The 19232-nt window shown below is 38.8% G+C and carries 16 protein-coding genes; 10 read left to right on the plus strand and 6 right to left on the minus strand.

What is annotated here, in order from left to right; genetic code table 11:
* The first annotated feature begins 232 nt into the window (after positions 1 to 232).
* Both V9G42_01520 and V9G42_01525 read left to right on the plus strand, forming a co-directional pair.
* Entirely contained in the window at positions 233 to 1600 is a 1368-nt protein-coding gene (locus V9G42_01520) for a LamG-like jellyroll fold domain-containing protein (protein MEI2758091.1), read from the plus strand.
* A gap of 82 nt (positions 1601 to 1682) precedes the next feature.
* Positions 1683 to 2612: an Mrr restriction system protein gene (locus V9G42_01525; GenBank protein ID MEI2758092.1), complete on the plus strand. Its 930-nt coding sequence runs from the start codon at positions 1683 to 1685 to the stop codon at positions 2610 to 2612.
* Between the two features lie 65 nt (positions 2613 to 2677).
* Here V9G42_01525 and V9G42_01530 read toward each other — a convergent pair whose 3' ends face one another.
* Together V9G42_01530 and proS are read right to left on the minus strand one after the other, a co-directional pair.
* A complete protein-coding gene (locus tag V9G42_01530) occupies positions 2678 to 3364 on the minus strand; it encodes a hypothetical protein (GenBank protein MEI2758093.1) in 687 nt (228 codons plus the stop codon).
* 12 nt (positions 3365 to 3376) lie between these two features.
* Positions 3377 to 4852 (minus strand): proline--tRNA ligase, encoded by a 1476-nt coding sequence (gene proS / locus V9G42_01535; protein MEI2758094.1) that lies wholly within the window; start codon positions 4850 to 4852, stop codon positions 3377 to 3379.
* Between the two features lie 153 nt (positions 4853 to 5005).
* On the opposite strand from proS, the gene V9G42_01540 reads away from it, so the two are divergent.
* Positions 5006 to 6682, plus strand: a complete 1677-nt coding sequence (locus V9G42_01540) for a hypothetical protein (GenBank protein ID MEI2758095.1) — start codon at positions 5006 to 5008, stop codon at positions 6680 to 6682.
* Positions 6683 to 6710: 28 nt separating this feature from the next.
* On the plus strand, positions 6711 to 8210 hold the full coding sequence (locus V9G42_01545; protein MEI2758096.1) for a hypothetical protein: 1500 nt from the start codon (positions 6711 to 6713) through the stop codon (positions 8208 to 8210).
* A gap of 7 nt (positions 8211 to 8217) precedes the next feature.
* On the opposite strand, the gene V9G42_01550 is transcribed toward V9G42_01545, so the two are convergent.
* Complete coding sequence (locus V9G42_01550; protein ID MEI2758097.1) at positions 8218 to 8784, minus strand: OmpH family outer membrane protein; 567 nt, start codon at positions 8782 to 8784, stop codon at positions 8218 to 8220.
* A 142-nt stretch (positions 8785 to 8926) separates the two neighbouring features.
* Between V9G42_01550 and V9G42_01555 the strand changes: the two genes are divergently transcribed.
* On the plus strand, positions 8927 to 9856 hold the full coding sequence (locus V9G42_01555) for a GNAT family N-acyltransferase (GenBank protein ID MEI2758098.1): 930 nt from the start codon (positions 8927 to 8929) through the stop codon (positions 9854 to 9856).
* Here the strand turns inward: V9G42_01555 and V9G42_01560 are convergent.
* Positions 9853 to 10824, minus strand: coding sequence for a hypothetical protein (locus tag V9G42_01560; protein ID MEI2758099.1), 972 nt, complete (start codon positions 10822 to 10824; stop codon positions 9853 to 9855). The genes V9G42_01555 and V9G42_01560 overlap by 4 nt on opposite strands.
* Before the next feature lie 73 nt (positions 10825 to 10897).
* Here V9G42_01560 and yihA point away from each other — a divergent pair, with 73 nt between their 5' ends.
* A complete protein-coding gene (gene yihA / locus V9G42_01565; protein MEI2758100.1) occupies positions 10898 to 11500 on the plus strand; it encodes a ribosome biogenesis GTP-binding protein YihA/YsxC in 603 nt (200 codons plus the stop codon).
* A 5-nt stretch (positions 11501 to 11505) separates the two neighbouring features.
* Here yihA and V9G42_01570 read toward each other — a convergent pair whose 3' ends face one another.
* Entirely contained in the window at positions 11506 to 11874 is a 369-nt protein-coding gene (locus V9G42_01570) for a DUF6370 family protein (protein MEI2758101.1), read from the minus strand.
* Between the two features lie 353 nt (positions 11875 to 12227).
* Here V9G42_01570 and V9G42_01575 point away from each other — a divergent pair, with 353 nt between their 5' ends.
* The 4 genes from V9G42_01575 (at position 12228) to ileS (ending at position 18838) form a co-directional block, all read left to right on the plus strand.
* Positions 12228 to 13463 carry a zinc-dependent metalloprotease gene (locus V9G42_01575; protein MEI2758102.1) on the plus strand — a complete coding sequence of 412 codons (1236 nt, stop codon included), beginning with the start codon at positions 12228 to 12230 and terminating at the stop codon, positions 13461 to 13463.
* Between the two features lie 20 nt (positions 13464 to 13483).
* Complete coding sequence (locus tag V9G42_01580) at positions 13484 to 13636, plus strand: hypothetical protein (GenBank protein ID MEI2758103.1); 153 nt, start codon at positions 13484 to 13486, stop codon at positions 13634 to 13636.
* A 47-nt stretch (positions 13637 to 13683) separates the two neighbouring features.
* The gene (locus V9G42_01585; protein MEI2758104.1) at positions 13684 to 15168 is read left to right on the plus strand and encodes a T9SS type A sorting domain-containing protein; all 1485 of its coding nucleotides are present in this window, start codon (positions 13684 to 13686) and stop codon (positions 15166 to 15168) included.
* A 214-nt stretch (positions 15169 to 15382) separates the two neighbouring features.
* Positions 15383 to 18838 carry an isoleucine--tRNA ligase gene (gene ileS, locus V9G42_01590; protein MEI2758105.1) on the plus strand — a complete coding sequence of 1152 codons (3456 nt, stop codon included), beginning with the start codon at positions 15383 to 15385 and terminating at the stop codon, positions 18836 to 18838.
* Here the strand turns inward: ileS and V9G42_01595 are convergent.
* Positions 18807 to 19232: a hypothetical protein gene (locus V9G42_01595; protein MEI2758106.1), complete on the minus strand. Its 426-nt coding sequence runs from the start codon at positions 19230 to 19232 to the stop codon at positions 18807 to 18809. The genes ileS and V9G42_01595 overlap by 32 nt on opposite strands.

Here is a 19232-nt window from a genome sequence, read left to right on the forward strand (position 1 = left end):
TTTGATTCGGCTTTGCAGAAAAGAACTCCAATAAATCAATATTATTTAGCAGCCTTTTACTTTTCACTTGTTTAAACAAACAATATTATTTCGAACTGCCACTATAAATAATCTTTAGGTTTATCTTGTCTTTAAAATTCCCACATGTGGCAGCGAATTTTAACTACAACAAAATCAACAAAATGCGTATTGAAAGTTTTTATATTTGTAAAAACTATTAAACAAAAAAGTAATGAAAAAATTATATGCTTTTGTGATTTTAATACTGGCAAACGCTTTCATAAGTTCAGTATCTGCGCAGAGTCAAAATGCACTTGATTTTGACGGCTTAGACGATCAGGTTGTTTCGGTAAATGCCTCGTCACTCATTGCCAATTCATCACAAATCTCACTTAGCTTTTGGGTGTATCCGCGTAACCCTGTTCCGGGATTTCCTGACTTTGATGGTCTTGCAGGATTCAGAGATAATACCGTAGCCGATTTCTATATTTTGCAGTATTCTTCCACTGCCGTTGAAGCACGTTTTCGAAACAGCGCTGGTATAAATTTCGACATACTTTCGCAAGGGCTGCAACTTAACACATGGCAGCAGTATGCACTAACTTATGATGGTTCATTCCTAAGACTTTTTAGAAATGGCTTAATTACCGATTCCGTTTCAGCCTCTGGTGTAATTTCCAGTACTGCCACATCATTTTATTTGGGTAATCTTGTTTTTAGTGGAACTAATTTCCTTCTTGATGGCCAAATGGATGAAGTGGCACTTTGGAACAGAGCACTAACCCCACAGGAAGTGTTGTGTATTTATAAAAATAAAGTCAATACTACTTCTACCGGATTACAACTTTATTATGATATGAACACCGGCATTGCAGGTGGAAACAATTCCGGCATTCTTACTATTCCTGATATTTCAAACCACATCAATGGAGTTTTACAAAATTTTAGCATGACTGGCACATCTTCAAATTTCGTAAATGGTGTTGACCATGCAACCGTTATTACAGACACACTTTGTTCTGGTCAAACTTATTCTTTCAACGGTCAAACTTTGACACAAGCCGGTGTTTACACTGCAACATTGGTATCATCCTTAAACTGCGACTCCATAGTGCGACTTACTCTTATTTCGAATGATACTACGGTAAATCAAAATCAGGCTGTATTAACAGCTGTACAGACTGGAGGAGTTTATCAGTGGGTAGATTGCAACAACAGCTATAACCCAATACCGGGTGCTACCAATCAGACCTACACAGCTACAGCTAATGGCAGCTATGCAGTTATCATCACTGCAAACGGATGCAGTGACACTTCAGCGTGTCATACAGTTGTTACAGTGGGTATCCATGAATATTCTGTATCAAACTGGAACACTTACCCAAATCCAACTGTTAATGATTTTACTATAGTTACAAATGAAATAATTAACAATGCTGAAATTATTATTTCCGATATATCCGGGAAACAAATCAGCAGAATGACTAAAGACATAAAATATCAGTATGCCGTTGATGTTTCAACTTTGCCTTGTGGCTCCTACATCATCACACTAAAAACTGAAAAGAAGACTGAAAAATGGCGATTGATTAAAATTTAAAAATACCAACAATACATACAGTTGTAATTCAGATTTTTTAAAGTTAGCACTCATTTTAGAACGACCCTACTACAAATAGACAATGGATAAAGAGTTAGAAAAATTAGCACCTTCAAAGCGGTCGGCAGCCAAGACATTGTTTGCGACTTTTAAAATTTTAAAAGAAGTAGGCGGACAACTTCCAGGCAAACAAGTCATAGACAAAATTCGTGAGACAGTTGAATTAACAGACTGGGAAAAACAAGTTTATGAAAAGACGGGGTATGTTAGGTGGGAATCAATTCTTCACTTCTATACCATTGACGCAATTAAAGCTGGATATCTAAGAAAAAACAAAGGGGTTTGGTATTTAACTGACGAAGGAGAAAAAGCAATAAAACTTGGACCTGCTAAACTTCTTGAGACTGCATCGCAACTTTACAGGACTTGGGCTGCTGACAACAAGGAAAGCAAACCCAAAAAGGGAAAAGACACAGAGGACGAACCGACCGAACTTGAAGAAAATAAAACACAAACTCAAAAAGCAAATCTTGACTTATTAGAAGAACAGGCTATTTCCGGAATAAAAGATTTCATCAGGGGTAAAAACGCTTATGAGTTTCAAGATATGGTTGCCGCATTATTGAGAGCTATGAAATATCACACACCATTTATTTCACCAAAAGGTAAAGACGGTGGTTTAGACATTGTAGCTTACAACGACCCATTAGGTGCGACCGCACCAAGACTGAAAGTGCAAGTAAAACATAGACCTGACGCATCAGTTCCTGTTGACGACATTCGTAGTTTGACAGGACTTCTCAACAAGGATGGAGACATCGGTTTATTTGTAACCTCGGGAACTTTTACATCTGAGGCAGAACGTTCCGCAAGAGAAAGTCATAGACACATTAAGCTATTAGACATTGACAATTTCATTGAACTTTGGCAAGAATTTTATAACAAGCTGACAGACGATGACAAGAATATGCTTCCATTACACTCAATCTATTTTTTAGGCAGCAATGATTGACAAGAAAGACAGAAAAATTAGTTCTAACAAAGTATTGGCAATAGTGGAGTTATCCGTTATAAAGTTTATTCTGTATCAAGATCATCGGCTTTCAGTTTAAAGCCCAGTTGCTTGCTGCTTGCAACAGCAGAGCCAAACGAGCCTGAAGATATTTCACGATAACTCATGGCAGGAACCTGATCAAAAGGTTGTGCAAACAAATCGTATTGCAGGCAAAATAAAACTATCTGATCGAGTACATCGTTCAGGCGTTGCTCTGTCAATATATCATTGCTGATATCATTAAACAATAACCCTAATTGCTTGCGTCCTTCAACCATAAAATGATTTTCGTAGTTGACAAAAATTCTGGCAACGAGCATGCCATAATCGTCATTCCTGCGTTCTGCAAGCGAGTCGGACAGAAAATTATAAACATGTATCACAGCACAACGACTGCGGTAGTCATCATCACGTAAATAAGAATAGCGATAAGCAGGATTATCAGGGCTTATGCGAAATAAATTTGGATGTAAATGAAACCATAACGTGTCATCGCCCAGTTGCAATTCACACTGATTACTTCCGGTATCATAAAATTTTATTCGCTGACGTTTGTTGGGTGCCTGATAGTACGTTGCTGTACCTTCAACAAATTTTTTCAGATAGTTTTTTATCTCATTAAAATGCCCGCTTGCAAATTCAACTATTTTGCAGTTGAGCGGGAAATGAGTTTTAATAAGTTCTGCTATCTTGTCGTTTACCGGTTCCATAGTTTTGAGATTTTAATAAGCTCGTGCAAACAATACCCTTTGTGTGCTGGGTTTTCCTGTAAGAATACATTTGCCGTTTTCTTGTTTGTTGTTTAATGGGATGCATCGGATGGTAGCCTTGGTCTTCTCTTTTATTTTTTCTTCTGTTTCTGCAGTACCATCCCAATGTGCAAATACAAATCCTCCCTTGGAGTCGAGTATTTTGATAAACTCATCCATACTATCGGCAACGTGGGTTGATGTGTCGCGAAAATCAATTGCTTTTTTAAAAATATTCTCTTGAATTTGCTGAAGAAGATTTTCAATCTTCAATTCAATATCTGTTATCTGCACTGTCATTTTCTCTTTGGTATCGCGTCTGGCAAGTTCAACAGTGCCGCTCTCCACATCACGCGGACCTATAGCAAGGCGAACCGGCACACCTTTCATTTCGTATTCGGCAAACTTCCACCCTGGTTTGGCTTGATCATCATCATCATATACTACGGCAATGCCTCGTGCGGTGAGTGCTTTCTTAATTTTAAGTGCAACGTCTGATACAAGTTTCAGTTGTTCATCACTTTTATAAATTGGTACAATGACTACCTGAATAGGTGCCAACTTAGGTGGTAACACCAATCCATCATCATCAGAATGTGCCATCACCAATGCGCCCATCAGTCGTGTTGAAACTCCCCATGATGTTGCCCACACAAAATCCTGAACACCTTGTTTGGATGTAAACTTTACGTCAAATGCCTTTGCAAAATTCTGTCCGAGAAAATGTGATGTTCCTGCCTGTAATGCTTTACCATCCTGCATAAGTGCTTCTATGCAATAGGTATCTAATGCACCGGCAAAGCGTTCGTTAGCAGATTTCACACCTTTAACAACAGGAATAGCCAGCCATTGTTCAGCAAATTCAGCATAAACATCAAGCATTTTTCTGGTTTCTTCAACTGCTTCTTCAGCTGTAGCATGTGCCGTATGCCCTTCTTGCCATAGAAACTCTGCAGTACGCAAAAACAAACGTGTGCGCATTTCCCATCGCACCACATTAGCCCATTGATTGAGTAAAATAGGTAAATCTCGATAGGACTGAATCCAGTTTCTGTATGTATTCCAGATAATTGTCTCTGATGTTGGACGTACTATCAACTCTTCTTCGAGTTTAGCTTCCGGGTCAACAACTACACTTTTTCCATCATCTGATTGTTTCAATCTGTAATGTGTCACAACGGCACATTCTTTTGCAAAACCCTCTACATGGTTGGCTTCCTTGCTAAAGAATGATTTTGGGATGAAGAGTGGAAAATATGCATTGCTGTGCCCTGTTGCTTTGAACATGCTGTCTAGCTGTTGTTGCATGCGCTCCCAAATGGCATAACCATAGGGTTTTATGACCATGCAACCCCTGACAGATGAATTTTCTGCAAGGCCTGCACGAATGACAAGCTGGTTATACCACTCTGAATAATTTTGATCGCGTGTTGGAAAGTCTTTAGCCATTTTTTATCTTTGAAGTGAAATTGCAATGAATGATTTTTGCAAAACTGTTGAATATTATGAGATGGCAGCAAAATTGTAAAACAAACATAACATATCCAATTACGTTAAACTATTGTGCATAAAAACATGTCAAATAATAAAAAACAAAATACGATGAAATCAATAGCACTATCTGCAGTAGCAATGTTCACACTTGCCTCCTGCACCTCATCACAACAGGCTTCAAATGCCTATTCCGATGACGTTTATTATTCATCCAAAGCAAAACCTGCTGAAGCCGTTCAGACACAGCAACAAGTGCAGCAGCCACAGCAGGATGCCAATAATCAAACAGAATCCAATCAGGGCAGCAGCACTTCTGCTGAAAACCGTTTTGATTATAACGATGCCGGCACAACAACACAGGATGGCAACACCTATGTGACAAATAATTATTACAACGATGATGATTATTATGACTACGCCTATTCATCACGCATACGCAGATTTTATCGCCCAATGTCGAATTATGGTTATTATGATTCATATTATACCAATTCATACTGGTATGATTACAATCCTTATGACTATGGTGTGAGCATTTATTGTGGTTATAATTGGTGGGCTCCTTCTTTCTGGTGGGCTCCTTCTTTCACTTATTTCAGTTGGGGTTATTCACCATATAACTACTGGTGGAGCAGTCCATATTCGTACTATGGATATGGCCCTTACCATAATCATGGCTGGAACAATTATAGCTATGGCTACTGGAATGGCTATAATAACGGATACTGGAATGGCTATTACGATGGTTACTATAATGGTTATGGCTACAATCCATACTATTTTAACAGTTACGACAGCTATAGCTATAACAACACTTATTACGGACCAAGACGCTCAACTTCAGGTTCTGGCAGCAGCAATGCCATTCCTCCAAGAAGTATGGCCGATTCATACAACAGAGCTTTGGTAAAAAACGGTAGAAACTCAATGCCTGTGAGTCAGAGCTTTGCAAATGCAATGTCATTGCCAACACGTGATTCAAAATCTACTGATGCAGAAGTAATTCATCCAAGGAACAATGTGAACACCAATAGTCCTGTAAAAGATTCTCGCAATGTTGAAACAGCACCTGTAAAAAATAATGATGCTGAAAACATTCATCCAAGGAACAATGTGAACACCAATAGTCCTGTAAAAGATTCTCGCAATGTTGAAACAGCACCTGCTAAAAATAATGATGCTGAAATCATTCATCCAAGGAACAATGTGAACACCAATAGTCCTGTAAAAGATTCTCGTAATGTTGAAACAGCACCTGTAAAGAACAACAGAGCCGATCAGTTTTCTACACCAAGAAATAATGGAGATGTAAAAGACAACTCAAGTACTCCTATTGCACCTCCGGTGCGTAACAACAGCAGAAATGAAGTTAATCCGGAGTACAATAGTAGTCCACGTAATACAGAAACTGTTCCTCCACGTAACTACGAAAGCAATCCACGTTATACTACACCTAAAGAATCTCCAAGGAGAAACGTTGAAAGTAATCCACGCTACAATACACCGGCAGAGTCGCCCAGAAGAAATTACGAAAGCACCCCTGAGAATGCGCCACGTCAATACAGGAATACTGAAAGTGAGCCACGCCCAAGAAGAAACGTAGAAAGTACACCAAAACATGAGGCGCCTACCAGACAACAACGTACTGAGCCTTCACGTCAGGAGCAGACACCAAGATATGAGCGTCCGGCTGCACAGCCACGTCAGGAGAGAAACTACTCTGCACCTTCACAACCACGACAAGAGTCAACACCTTCCAGAAACAATTCACGTAACGGAAGATAATTAGCAGTAAACAACAATTAAAGACATTATGGATAATAGATTTAAAAGCATGCTTGCGGCATGCTTTTTTTTAACCGCAACAGCTTTTGCACAGAACGAAAATGATGCATTACGATACAGTATGCAGCAAAACTTTGGTACTACTGCCCGCTCACTAAGTATGGGTGGTGCTTTTGGTGCTTTAGGTGCAGACTTTTCAAGTCTTTCAATAAATCCTGCAGGTATTGCCGTTTATCGGAGAAGCGAATTTACATTTAGTCCTGTATTACAGTTCAGAGATAATTCTGCTTCTTATTCAGGTACATTAACTACTGACAACAGAGCCAATATTGGAATAGGTAACCTTGGATTTGTACTTGCTTTTCCGCGCGAGAAAAAAACTTCCGGATGGATGGGAACATCATTAGGATTCGGTTACAACCGCATCAACTCATTCAGCGACAGGTTTGCTTTTGAAGGAATCAACAAAAACAATTCCATCAATGATTATTTTGCAGAAATAAGCAATGGAATAAGCAGAAACAATCTCTCCGATGATGAAATGTATCAATTTGATGCAGGTCTTGCATACAACAGTTATCTTACAAATCCTGTTGCTGACAGCAACCTCATTGACCAATATCAGGGCACTCTTTATAATGGAGATTTGAAACAAAAAGGCCTCATCACACGAACAGGCTCACAAGGTGAAATTGATATTTCTTTTGCAGCCAACTACGACAATAAAGTTTTTCTTGGTGCAACAGTTGGTATTCCTTATTTCAGATATTCTTCAACCGAAGTATATGAGGAATATGCAACGCAAAACACCACCAAAGACAGTCTGAGTGGTAAAACTTTTAAAAATTCAAAATACACACAAAAGCTTTCAACACAGGGTAATGGAGTGAATCTGAAATTGGGTATCATTATTAAACCTACAGATATGTTGCGTTTAGGACTAGCCATTCACACGCCAACATATTATGAAATGAACGATCAGTATTCTTCAAAAATTTATGCAAATTTTTCTGAAGGATATTTAGAAAACAAATCACCTGACGGGCGATTTTCTTATAACCTTACAACACCCTTTAAAGTAATCACCAGTTTAGGGTTGGTTTTTTTAGACAAAGGTCTTATCAGTGCCGACTATGAATATCTTAACTACAGCATGGCGCATTTTAACTCCAATGAGTATAATTTTTCTGACGAAAACAGAAGTATTAAAGACCGTTTTGAATCGGGACATACACTAAAGTTTGGTGCAGAATACCGTTATAAAGTTTTTAGTTTCAGAGCAGGAACTGTTATGCAATCCAGTCCTTATGAAAGCGGATTAACATACAAAGAAGGTAATCGTAGTGCAGTGAGCTACACCGGTGGCTTGGGGATTAAAGGGGGAAACTTTTTTCTTGATTTAGGTTATGCCTATACAAAAACAAGTGGCAACTACACACCATACACCTTGGTTGATGGCAGTCAGCCAACTGCTTCAATAAAAACAACCATCAACAGGTTTATGATGACTTTTGGAGCGAAGTTTTAAAATACGATTATTTTTTATTCAGCCCTTCAATTACACTTTGTGTAATATCGAGTGAATCGTTGGCTAATAAAATTCCATTACCGCGCTGATATCCGAAAACAAACTTAAAATTTGTTTGCTTATTCATATCTTTTAGATAGCCCACCAAATGTTTGTGCAAACTATCTTGCATGACGGCTTCTTCTTCAGTTAACTGATCGAGTAAATGGTTTTTGTATTCAACCAACTGTTGTTGTTTGTGTCCTAACCTTTCTTCTTCAGCACCGCGCTGCTGATCCGTCATATTTGCGCCTCGTTTCTGATAATTCACTATTTCGCCCTCCAGCTCTTTGCCTTTGTTTTTCAGAATCACATCAATGCTGTCTTGTTTCTTTTTAAGCGACTCACGAAGGCTAATGTAATAGTCGTAGTGTTCAAGTAATGTATCTACATTTACAAAAACAATATTGCCATCGCTCATAGCTGCAGAAACACCTGCAGGAGCACAATTGCTTGTACAGTTGTTTACTTTGTAAAACAAATACGCCACTGCCAGGGTAAGCAATACACAGTAAATTAAAAGTCCGTTTTTCATTTTTCAGAAGAATTATTCAAATAGCGTGCAAATCTATCAAATTAGGCATAACAATGAGGATACAAGAGATTAAACCTATTCTCAAACCAAATTTTTACTGTCATTCTATGCAATCAAAATACTTTTTCTATTTTCGTGAAGTATGCAAATCATTGACCCGGTCGAAAGGCACCTTCTGGAACAGGAACTAAACAATGGTCGCTTTATCCGTGATGCCAACAATGGGCCGAATAAGTTATATGTGGTTACTGTTCATGACTCGCCTAATGTGCTGAGGGAAATTGGCCGGGTGCGCGAACTCACTTTCAGGGCTGCCGGTGGCGGCACCGGAAAAGCACTTGATTTAGATGAGTTTGATCTGATTGAAAACTGCTACAAGCAACTTATAGTTTGGAATCCTGCCGAAAAGGAAATTGTTGGAGGCTACCGTTTTATCAGATGTGCCGATGCAGCCACTGACCCACACAGTCAGTTTAAGTTAGCTACAACAGAGCTTTTTCATTTCACTGAAAAATTTATCAAAGAATATTTTCCTCATACCATTGAATTAGGCCGCTCATTTGTACAACCACAATATCAGCCAACTGCAGAAAATCGTAAAGGCCTATTTTCCCTTGACAATTTATGGGATGGACTTGGTGCTATTGCCATTGATAATCCAGACATGAAATATTTTTTTGGGAAGGTTACCATGTATTTGCGCTTTAACCGCATTGCCAGAGATATGATTCTGGCTTTTATGCAACATTATTTTCCTGATGAAAATAAAATGGTTTACCCACATCATCCATTGCCGGCAGAAAACGATGTTAATGATTTTGTGGCAGGTCTAAAAAATCTTCCTTACAAAGAAGGGCATCATATTTTAAATAAAAAAGTACGTGAGCTTGGAGAAAATATTCCTCCATTGTTTAACAGCTACATGAATCTCTCTGCTACAATGAAAACTTTTGGTACTGCCTTAAATCATGAATTTGGCGATGTGGAAGAAACCGGCATTTTAATTTCTATTGATGATATTTACGAAAGTAAAAAAGCCAGACATGTAAACACCTATCATCCGGCACCTTAAAACTGTACCTTGCCGCTGCCGTTAAAAAGTGTGGCAGTAGTAAACTGTAATCTAAAAGGTGCATCACAGAAATCAAATGTGTTTAGCGCTTTTAATTTTACCGTACCACTTACTGCCTGATACGTTCCTGATGCATTACTGAATTCCACACAAACTTCACCGGGTGTAAGTGCTCCACTGCCACTGCCGGGGCAGTGTGCAGGATTAATAATATAGTTACCGGTAGATGGATTGTTGCCATAAAACGTAGCACGCAATTGCGAAGTTCCGTTAAGTCCTGTTCCTGTAATACTTCTTGTATTGGGATAAAGATTGGCACTGCCATAGGAATACAGAAAATAGTTGCTGTCTAATGTGTTGGCAAATGTGTTGGATGATGGGTTGCATTGATTAAAACTTACCACCACACTATCGGGCTTGCTATAGCAGTGATCTTTGTGAGCATAAACAGTATAAACACCTTCATTGCCTGGAATAGCGTTATTAATAACAGGATTAGGTAAATTAGATGTAAATCCGGAAGGGCCGTACCATACGTACTGTACTGAGTCTGTTACAGAATGTGCGTAAAGCTGAATGTCATCATTGGTTTGAATGACGGTGTAGTAGTTGGCAAAAACATCTTCAGGGCGATCGCAAACTACTGTAACATAAAAAGAGTCAATATTACTTTTACAAAGTCCATTAATATCAGCACCGGCATAATAATACCCTTCGTTGAGAGAGGATGATTCGGATATTACCGGATTGAAACCCGTAGCCACAAATCCATTAGGGCCTGTCCAGGAGTAGGTGGCACCTGTAAACAAAGTTGCCATTAATCCAATACTGTCTCCGGCAACAACCGTAGTATCGCCACTGATATGCATCTCCATTGCAGGACAAGGCGGATTATCTGCGCTTTTGTCGTTATGGCACGATTGCAAAATACAGAAAGCAAAAAGCAAAGAAATCAGGTATCTGTTCATTCCTTAAAACCGGACACGAAACTACATGATTCCGGTTGAAGATTAAAATTTACTTTTGTCATTTGTAAAAATTATGGAAATAAGTTCAGCAGAATTTGTTCAAAGCAATACGGATGTAAAAAAATGTCCGGAACCCAACAAGCCCGAATATGCATTTATCGGCAGAAGTAACGTAGGCAAATCATCACTCATCAACATGCTTTGCAACAAAAAGGGTCTGGCAAAAACTTCTTCTACTCCGGGAAAAACACAACTCATTAATCATTTTATCATCAATGAGCAATGGTTTTTGGTTGACTTGCCTGGATATGGATTTGCAAAAACTGCTCGTACAGAACGCGAAAAATGGGACGGCATGATTCGCAATTACATGATTTATCGCAAAAATCTGATGTCTGTTTTTGTATTGATAGATATTCGTATTTCACCACAACAAAAAGACCTTGACTTTATCAATTGGCTCGGTGAAAAGGCCATTCCATTCTGTCTGATTTTTACTAAAGCTGATAAACAAACACGCACTAAAAACGATTCATCTGTAAAGCAGTTTTGCGATCAGTTATATAAAACCTGGGCAACCTTGCCGCCACAATTTATTAGCTCTGCAGAAACCAAGGCCGGGCGTGCTGAAATATTAGCATATATTGACAACACCAACCTCTCTTTTAAAAAATAAACGTGTTACGGCTTTTTATTGCTGTCGGTCTGTTCACCGGCATCTAAAAGTTTAAAATAAGTAGCTTTAAAACGGTTGTTTACCACTTCTCCCTGAACTTCGGCTTTGCGTATGGCAACACAAAAACCGTTCGCATCGTGCGGATGTCCGAATTCAAAAATCGAAACCCCATCAACATAATATGCAGTGCCATTAATGCGCACAGCCAAATCGCAGTCATTACCGGGTAAATCAAACTTACACTCACCACAAGAGGCTTCAACGGTCATCAACACCTTTTCAGTATCCGGTTTTGAAGCTAATTTAGAGGCCACCTGTGCCTGAACATTAAGAGAAAGCATACCCAATAAGAATGAAAGAATAAAGTACTTCATGATATTCTATGGTTTAAAATGAAACACTACAAATATAACCAATTATATGGTGGGCATTTATTTTTCTATATCAGGAGTGCCCCTGTCAGCAGGAAAGAAATCGGTTAGATTAGCCCCTTTGATGGCCTACAATTAGCACATTTCAGGCTTGTACAACCTATGAAAGTTGCAGCAAGGCTGCTAATAATTTGGGTGATTATCAATTTTTAATACTTTTATGGTTTAAAAGATATATGAGTCAGACAAACTTGTAAATATATGTATGTTATCAAACGTTTGAACACAGTTGATAAACTGTAGTGCTTAAAAATATATTGTGATTTTTTATCTATACAATTAATATAAATTATATCATGAAAACAACATCAACTATTCTCGTCCTAATAATTTTTACAGTCCTATTTCAAATGGTTGCCAGCGGACAATGTGCAACCGATACTGTTCATCAACATTTGATGCAAACAGATTCCCTTTACGCAAGAAATTTTTCTATTCTTAAATCACAAGTTAATGGTGCTATAAAAAGTGAAACAGTAAATAAATTTCACTCTACTGTTTACACCATTCCGATTGTTGTTCATGTAATTCATGTAGGGGAGCCGGTAGGAACAGGATCTAATATTTCTACAGCACAAATTCAACAAGCCATAGTTGGATTAAACAATCGGTTTAGAAATATAATAGGTAATGGTGTTGATGTTGAAATTGAATTTTGCCTTGCAAGCGTTGACCCCAATGGTAATCAAACATCTGGGATTAATCGTATTAACGGAACAGTTTTGCCACGATATGCTGCTCATGGAATTAGCCTTTTCTTTAATAATTGTGATGCTCCAAGTGAAGATTCAGTAAAAGATTTAAGTAAATGGCCTGTTGCTGATTACTATAATGTTTGGGTAGTTAATAAAATATGCCAAAACTTTAATGGATATGTTGGATATGCTAATTATCCAAATGGTGGACCATATGATGGAACTGTTATTGCTTCATGGGCAATGGACAGTTTAGATGCAACCCTTGCGCATGAACTGGGTCATGGTTTCTTTCTGTACCATACTTTTGAAGGTGATGGTTATAATCTTAATTGCCCCGTAGATACAAATTGTACACTTGATGGCGACAATATATGTGATACTCCACCTCATAAAGTTGCCGATTGTGGATCAATAAACCCATGTACTTCTAGTGGTATTTGGAATAATAGTCGATATAATTATATGAGCTATTGTTCATTAAAAACATTATTCACACTAGGGCAAAAAAATAGGATGAGATCTACTGCAATTGTTTATCCAAGACTAAGTTTACTGTCTTCGCAGGGTTGTGGAATTGTCGGTATAAATAATATAAACGAAGATTCAATTGTGTATTTTTATCCAAATCCCTTTAATGATAACCTAAGAATTACCAGAAATACCAACGAAACACTTGATATAAGTTTATATGATGTTACCTCAAGAAAAATATTTAATCAATCATTTACTAACACTACTTTAATAAATACTGAACAACTGGCAAAAGGATTATATCTTTACGAAGTAAGAAATAGAAACAGAGTAATTAAAAAAGGTAAGGTTGTAAAGGATTGACAAGTGTAGAAATAAGTACCATGGCGGAAATTGTGCTTAAAAAGCAAACTTTCAATTATCAGGGAGAAGCCATAGTTTCCATTTCATTATTAAATTATGCACAAGGGGTGTATATAATAAAAGCTACATCTGAAACAGAGGAAAAAATAGCTAAATTGATAATTATCCGATGAGCATACTTAGTAGGTTTTTTCTTGGAATTTTATGCATTGTCTTACTTATGCCAAATGCTGTTGCACAAAACCGCAGCAGTATTTGGATATTTGGTGATAGTGCAGGAATTGATTTTTCAAATGTATTAAATCCAGTTCCTATTATAAGCAATTGCCAGAGCAGAGGTACAGTAGCGTCCATAGCAGATAGCGCAGGTGATTTTTTGTTTTATACAAGCCCTAAATTAAGGGCAGGTACTGCTAAACAAGGCAAAGTATATAATCGCCAATTCCACCTTATGGACAATGGCGATTCACTTCAGTATGTACACGGCATATATAATAGTGCAATCATCATTCCCAATCCAGCAGGGAATAATCAATATTATATTTTTAATGTAAATTCGAACGTAGGTTTAGGTTCTGTGAATGGATTATTTTATTCAGTTGTTGATTTAAACTATAATAACGGCTTAGGAAAAGTAACCACTAAAAATCAGCATTTGATAACTACCGATTATATGACCGATGCCATGGCAGCGGTGAAGCATGGCAACGGGCGAGACTGGTGGGTGCTATGCAAGCCGTTATATATTGACACATTAACAGGTGGTTTAATTTCTTCCGACACCTTTTATATTTACCTCGTAACGCCAGATAGCATACATACTCCCGTGAAGCAATGTATAGGTTATAATAAGGCTAGTTGGCTTGGAAATTTTACATTTTCATCTGACGGCAGCAAATTCAACTTTGTCTGTTATAGTGGCTTATCAGAAATTATGGATTTTGACCGTTGCACAGGAACAATGTCAAACGCCAATATCATTACTGATTCACTATGGAATATGGATAATTCTTTTATAGGCTCTGCATTTTCACCCAATGACAGTTTGTTATACATTATCAAAGGGGTCTATTATCCTTTTTATTTATTGCAATATGATATTTATTCGCAGGATATGGATACCATAGCACAGATAACCGGAACGCAAACGGTTGTAAACAGGGGGAGGTCCCCCGGTCATATCAGACTTGCTCCAGACGGAAAAATATACATGACTGCATCCTATACCGATACACTAGGGTATCTTTATTTCCCTTATGCAGATTCCTGTTATTTTCCTGAAAACATGTATTTGGGAGTCATCAACAATCCGAACGTGAAAGGTGTGGGGTGCAACTTTAATAATTTCGGGTTTTATCTTGGCGGCAAACGTACTTATTGGGGTTTGCCCAACAACCCCGATTATGAGCTAGGAGCACTTGCAGGCAGCGGATGTGATACTATCACAAACCTTACCCCCGAACTTTGTTGCAGAGATTTGCATTTAAAGATATTTCCAAATCCGGCAAATGAAACTATAACCATCAAGTTCAACCACAAAAATGTTGCTGACTACACCGTATTTGACACACATGGCAGAATAGTTCAGCAGGGAAAAATAAATGATAACAGTTCCATTTCTGTTAAGCAACTGCCGCAAGGTATGTATTTTGTTTTTGTCAGCAATAATGAAATTAGCTGCAATAGTAAATTTATAAAAAAGTAAGGTTGTTTTTATACATTTAGTTACAAAAAAATACACCCTCTCGTCCTCGCCTTAAGTCAAAGCCTTCGCGTAAGAAACGAGGAGGTAAAAACAAACACAGGTATTTTACATCCTCGATACACTTACACCATACTGCCCGTCAGACGCGGATGAGTGGGGCGGTAGGCTTTTGGATTTACTTTTTACCTTTGCACTCTTTGTAAAAACAGTGATGATGAATCAGAAACCATATCCAGAGTTTAAACAGTTGGATTTGGCCGCAATAGCCAATGAAGTTCTATTGAAATGGGATGCCGAAAAAACATTCGAACAAAGCATCGTTTTGCGTGAAGGGGCAAAAACATTTACCTTCTACGAAGGGCCACCCAGTGCCAACGGCCTGCCCGGCATTCACCATGTGATGGCTCGTGCCATTAAAGATATTTTTTGTCGTTTTAAAACCATTCAGGGCTTTCAGGTAAAACGCAAAGGCGGATGGGATACGCATGGTCTGCCCATTGAACTGAGTGTTGAGAAAACATTAGGTATTACCAAGGAAGATATAGGCAAGAAAATTTCTGTTGAAGATTACAACAAAGCTTGCCGCAAAGAGGTGATGAAGTATAAAGAAGTGTGGGACGACCTGACACGTAAAATGGGCTATTGGGTTGACCTGGAAAACCCTTACATCACTTTTGAAAATGGCTACATTGAAACTTGCTGGTACTTGCTGAAAGAGCTTTATAAAAAAGATTTGTTGTACAAAGGCTACACCATACAGCCCTATTCACCGGCAGCAGGAACAGGCCTCAGCTCCCATGAATTGAACCAACCCGGCACCTATAAGATGGTGAAAGATACAACGGTGGTGGCTCAGTTTAAAATTAAAAAAGAATCGTTGCCAGAAAACTTAGCATCACAGCTTGGTGATATTAAAAGCAATTTTTATTTTCTTGCATGGACAACAACACCATGGACATTACCCTCGAACAGTGCATTGGCAGTGGGCGAAAAAATTAGTTATGTGTGGGTGCAGACTTTTAATCAATACACCAACAAACCTATTGTAGTTGTTCTTGCCAAAGTTTTGTTTCCAAAATATTTTAGTGAGAAAAATGCAGCACTTAGTCTTGATGATTTTAAACCCGGTGACAAACAAATTCCTTTTAAAATTATTACAGAATGTAAAGGTTCTGCGCTGGCTGGTATTGCCTACGAACAACTTTTGCCCTATGTAAAACCTGATGGAAAAGCTTTTGTTGCCGTTGCAGGAGATTTTGTCAGTACAGAAGATGGAACAGGTATTGTTCACATTGCTCCCACCTTTGGTGCAGACGATTTTCGTACAGCTAAACAACAAGGTATAGAAGCTATTTTGGTGAAAGATGAGACAGGAAATGCCATGCCTCTGGTGGACAAACGCGGGCGTTTTGTGAGTGAGGTAACCGATTTTGCCGGTGAATTCGTGAAAGAAGAATACCTTTCGGAAGAGGAAAAAAAACAAGAACGGCAGAAACAAAATAGAGACAAATACCTGTCGGTAGATGAACGCATAGCTATCAAACTAAAGCAAGAAAACAAAGCTTTTAAAGTAGAAAAATACGAGCATAACTATCCACATTGTTGGCGTACAGACAAACCTGTTTTGTACTACCCATTAGACAGTTGGTTTATCCGTACAACAGCATGCAAAGAGCGGATGATAGCGCTCAACAAAACCATCAACTGGAAACCTGAGTCAACCGGCACAGGACGTTTTGGCAACTGGCTCGAAAATTTAGTTGACTGGAACTTGTCGCGCTCGCGCTATTGGGGCATACCCCTTCCGATATGGCGCAGTGAAGATGAAAAAGAAGAAAAGTGCATAGGCTCTGTTAATGAGCTAAGGCTTGAAATAGAGAAAGCCATTGCCGCAGGGGTGATGGATGCCAAACATTTGGAACATGTAGATGCTTCTAAAGCCGATTTTGATTTACACCGGCCTTACGTAGATAACATTGTATTGGTGTCGGATAGTGGGCAGAAAATGTACCGCGAAACAGACCTCATTGACGTTTGGTTTGACAGTGGAGCCATGCCCTATGCGCAGTGGCAGTTAGATTATGACAAACTCAACCGGGGTGAAGCCATGCCGTTTAAACAGGGGTTTGAAAAAAGCTATCCTGCCGATTTTATTGCAGAAGGAGTTGACCAGACTCGTGGTTGGTTTTTTACCTTACATGCCATTGCAGTGATGTTGTTTGATTCTGTAGCTTTTAAGAATGTTGTCTCTAACGGATTGGTGCTCGACAAAAACGGTAATAAAATGAGCAAACGCTTAGGCAATGCTGTAGATCCGTTTGAAACCATCAATAAATTTGGCCCTGATGCCACGCGCTGGTATATGATAAGCAATGCACAGCCATGGGACAACCTCAAATTTAACGTTGACGGCATTGCCGAAGTGCAACGAAAATTGTTTGGAACACTTTACAACACCTACTCGTTTTTTGCCCTTTATGCCAACATAGACGGTTTTATTCCTGACGACAAAAAAACGGTTCCCCTGGCAGAACGCTCTGAGCTGGACAGATGGATTCTTTCTAAGCTGCACCATCTGGTGAAAGAGGTAACGGCAGGGCTTGAAGACTATGAGCCTACTTTTGCAGCCCGTCAGATAGAAGAATTTGTTGATGAGCATCTCAGCAACTGGTATGTACGTCTTTCGCGCAGGCGATTCTGGCGCAGTGAAATGAATAAAGATAAACAATCGGCATACGAAACGCTTTTTGAATGTTTAATGGTTACCTCACAACTGATGAGTCCTGTTGCCCCATTCTTCTCAGATTGGCTTTACAGAAACCTGACAGATTGTGTTCGCAACACCTCTCCGTCCCTTTATCAGCTTAAATCCATACACCTAACCCTGCTGACACCGGCCAATGCATCTTGCTTAGACAGTGCCCTAGAAGAGCGTATGGATTTTGCACAGCGTATATCAAGTATGGTGTTGGCATTACGAAAGAAAGTAAACATAAGGGTGCGGCAGCCATTACAAAAAATACTCATTCCTGTTGACAGCCCTCAGCAACAAAAGGTTATAGAACAGGTGGAAAAACTGATACTTTCAGAAGTAAATGTCAAAGAAATGGAGTTTGTTACCGATGCCTCGGGATTGTTGGTAAAGAAAATTAAAGCCAATTATAAAGTGCTGGGCAAAAAACTGGGAGCACTCATGAAAGATGCTGCTGCTGTTATTGCACAAATGACTCAGGATGATATACGTACCTTAGAAAGCAAAGGTGCTTTTGACCTCAGAATCAACGAAAATGTAGTTGCTATTTCTGTCGAAGATGTTGAAATCAGCTCAGAAGATATCCCGGGCTGGCAAGTCAACAGCAATGGCAGTTTAATAGTAGCATTAGACATCAGTATATCGCCTCAATTGCGTGACGAAGGCATTGCCCGTGAACTAGTTAACAGAATACAAAACCTGCGTAAAGACAAGGGATTTGAGGTTACGGATAAAATACAGGTTAAACTTAAAAATCAGCCATCTATAATCACTGCTATCGAAAGCAATTTAGACTATATTTGCGCGGAAATTTTAGCCTCCTCATTTACATGGGTAGAAACATTAGCTGCTGCTGCAGCCGATGAAATAGAGGTTGAAGAAGGAGTTAAAACAATAATTGAAATAGAAAGGATTTAAAAATGGCAAGTAAAGCGAAGAAAAAGCCTGTGACGAAGAAAGCAGCACCAAAAAAAGCTGCAGCAAAAAAGGCTACACCAAAAAATAAAAAAGCAGCGGTTAAAAAAGTAGTTAAAAAAACTGCTGTAAAAAGCAAGCCTTCAGCTAAAAAAGCAGTAGCTAAAAAGCCTGTTGCAAAGGGCAAACCGGCCAAGGCAAAGTCTGCACCTAAAAAAGCAGTTGCAAAAAGAAAAGTAATCAAGAGTAAAGTCGTTGCTAAAAAAGCAGTAAAGGCAAAACCTATTGTAAAAGCTAAAGTAAAGGCAGTAAAACCAGCAAAAGTTGCTAAGGTAAAACCGGCAAAAGTTGCTAAGGCTGTAGCTGTTGCTAAGCCACAAAAAGAAGATAAAAACAA

The organism is Bacteroidia bacterium, from assembly GCA_037045145.1.
In the GTDB taxonomy this organism is placed as follows: Bacteria; Bacteroidota; Bacteroidia; order AKYH767-A; family OLB10; genus OLB10.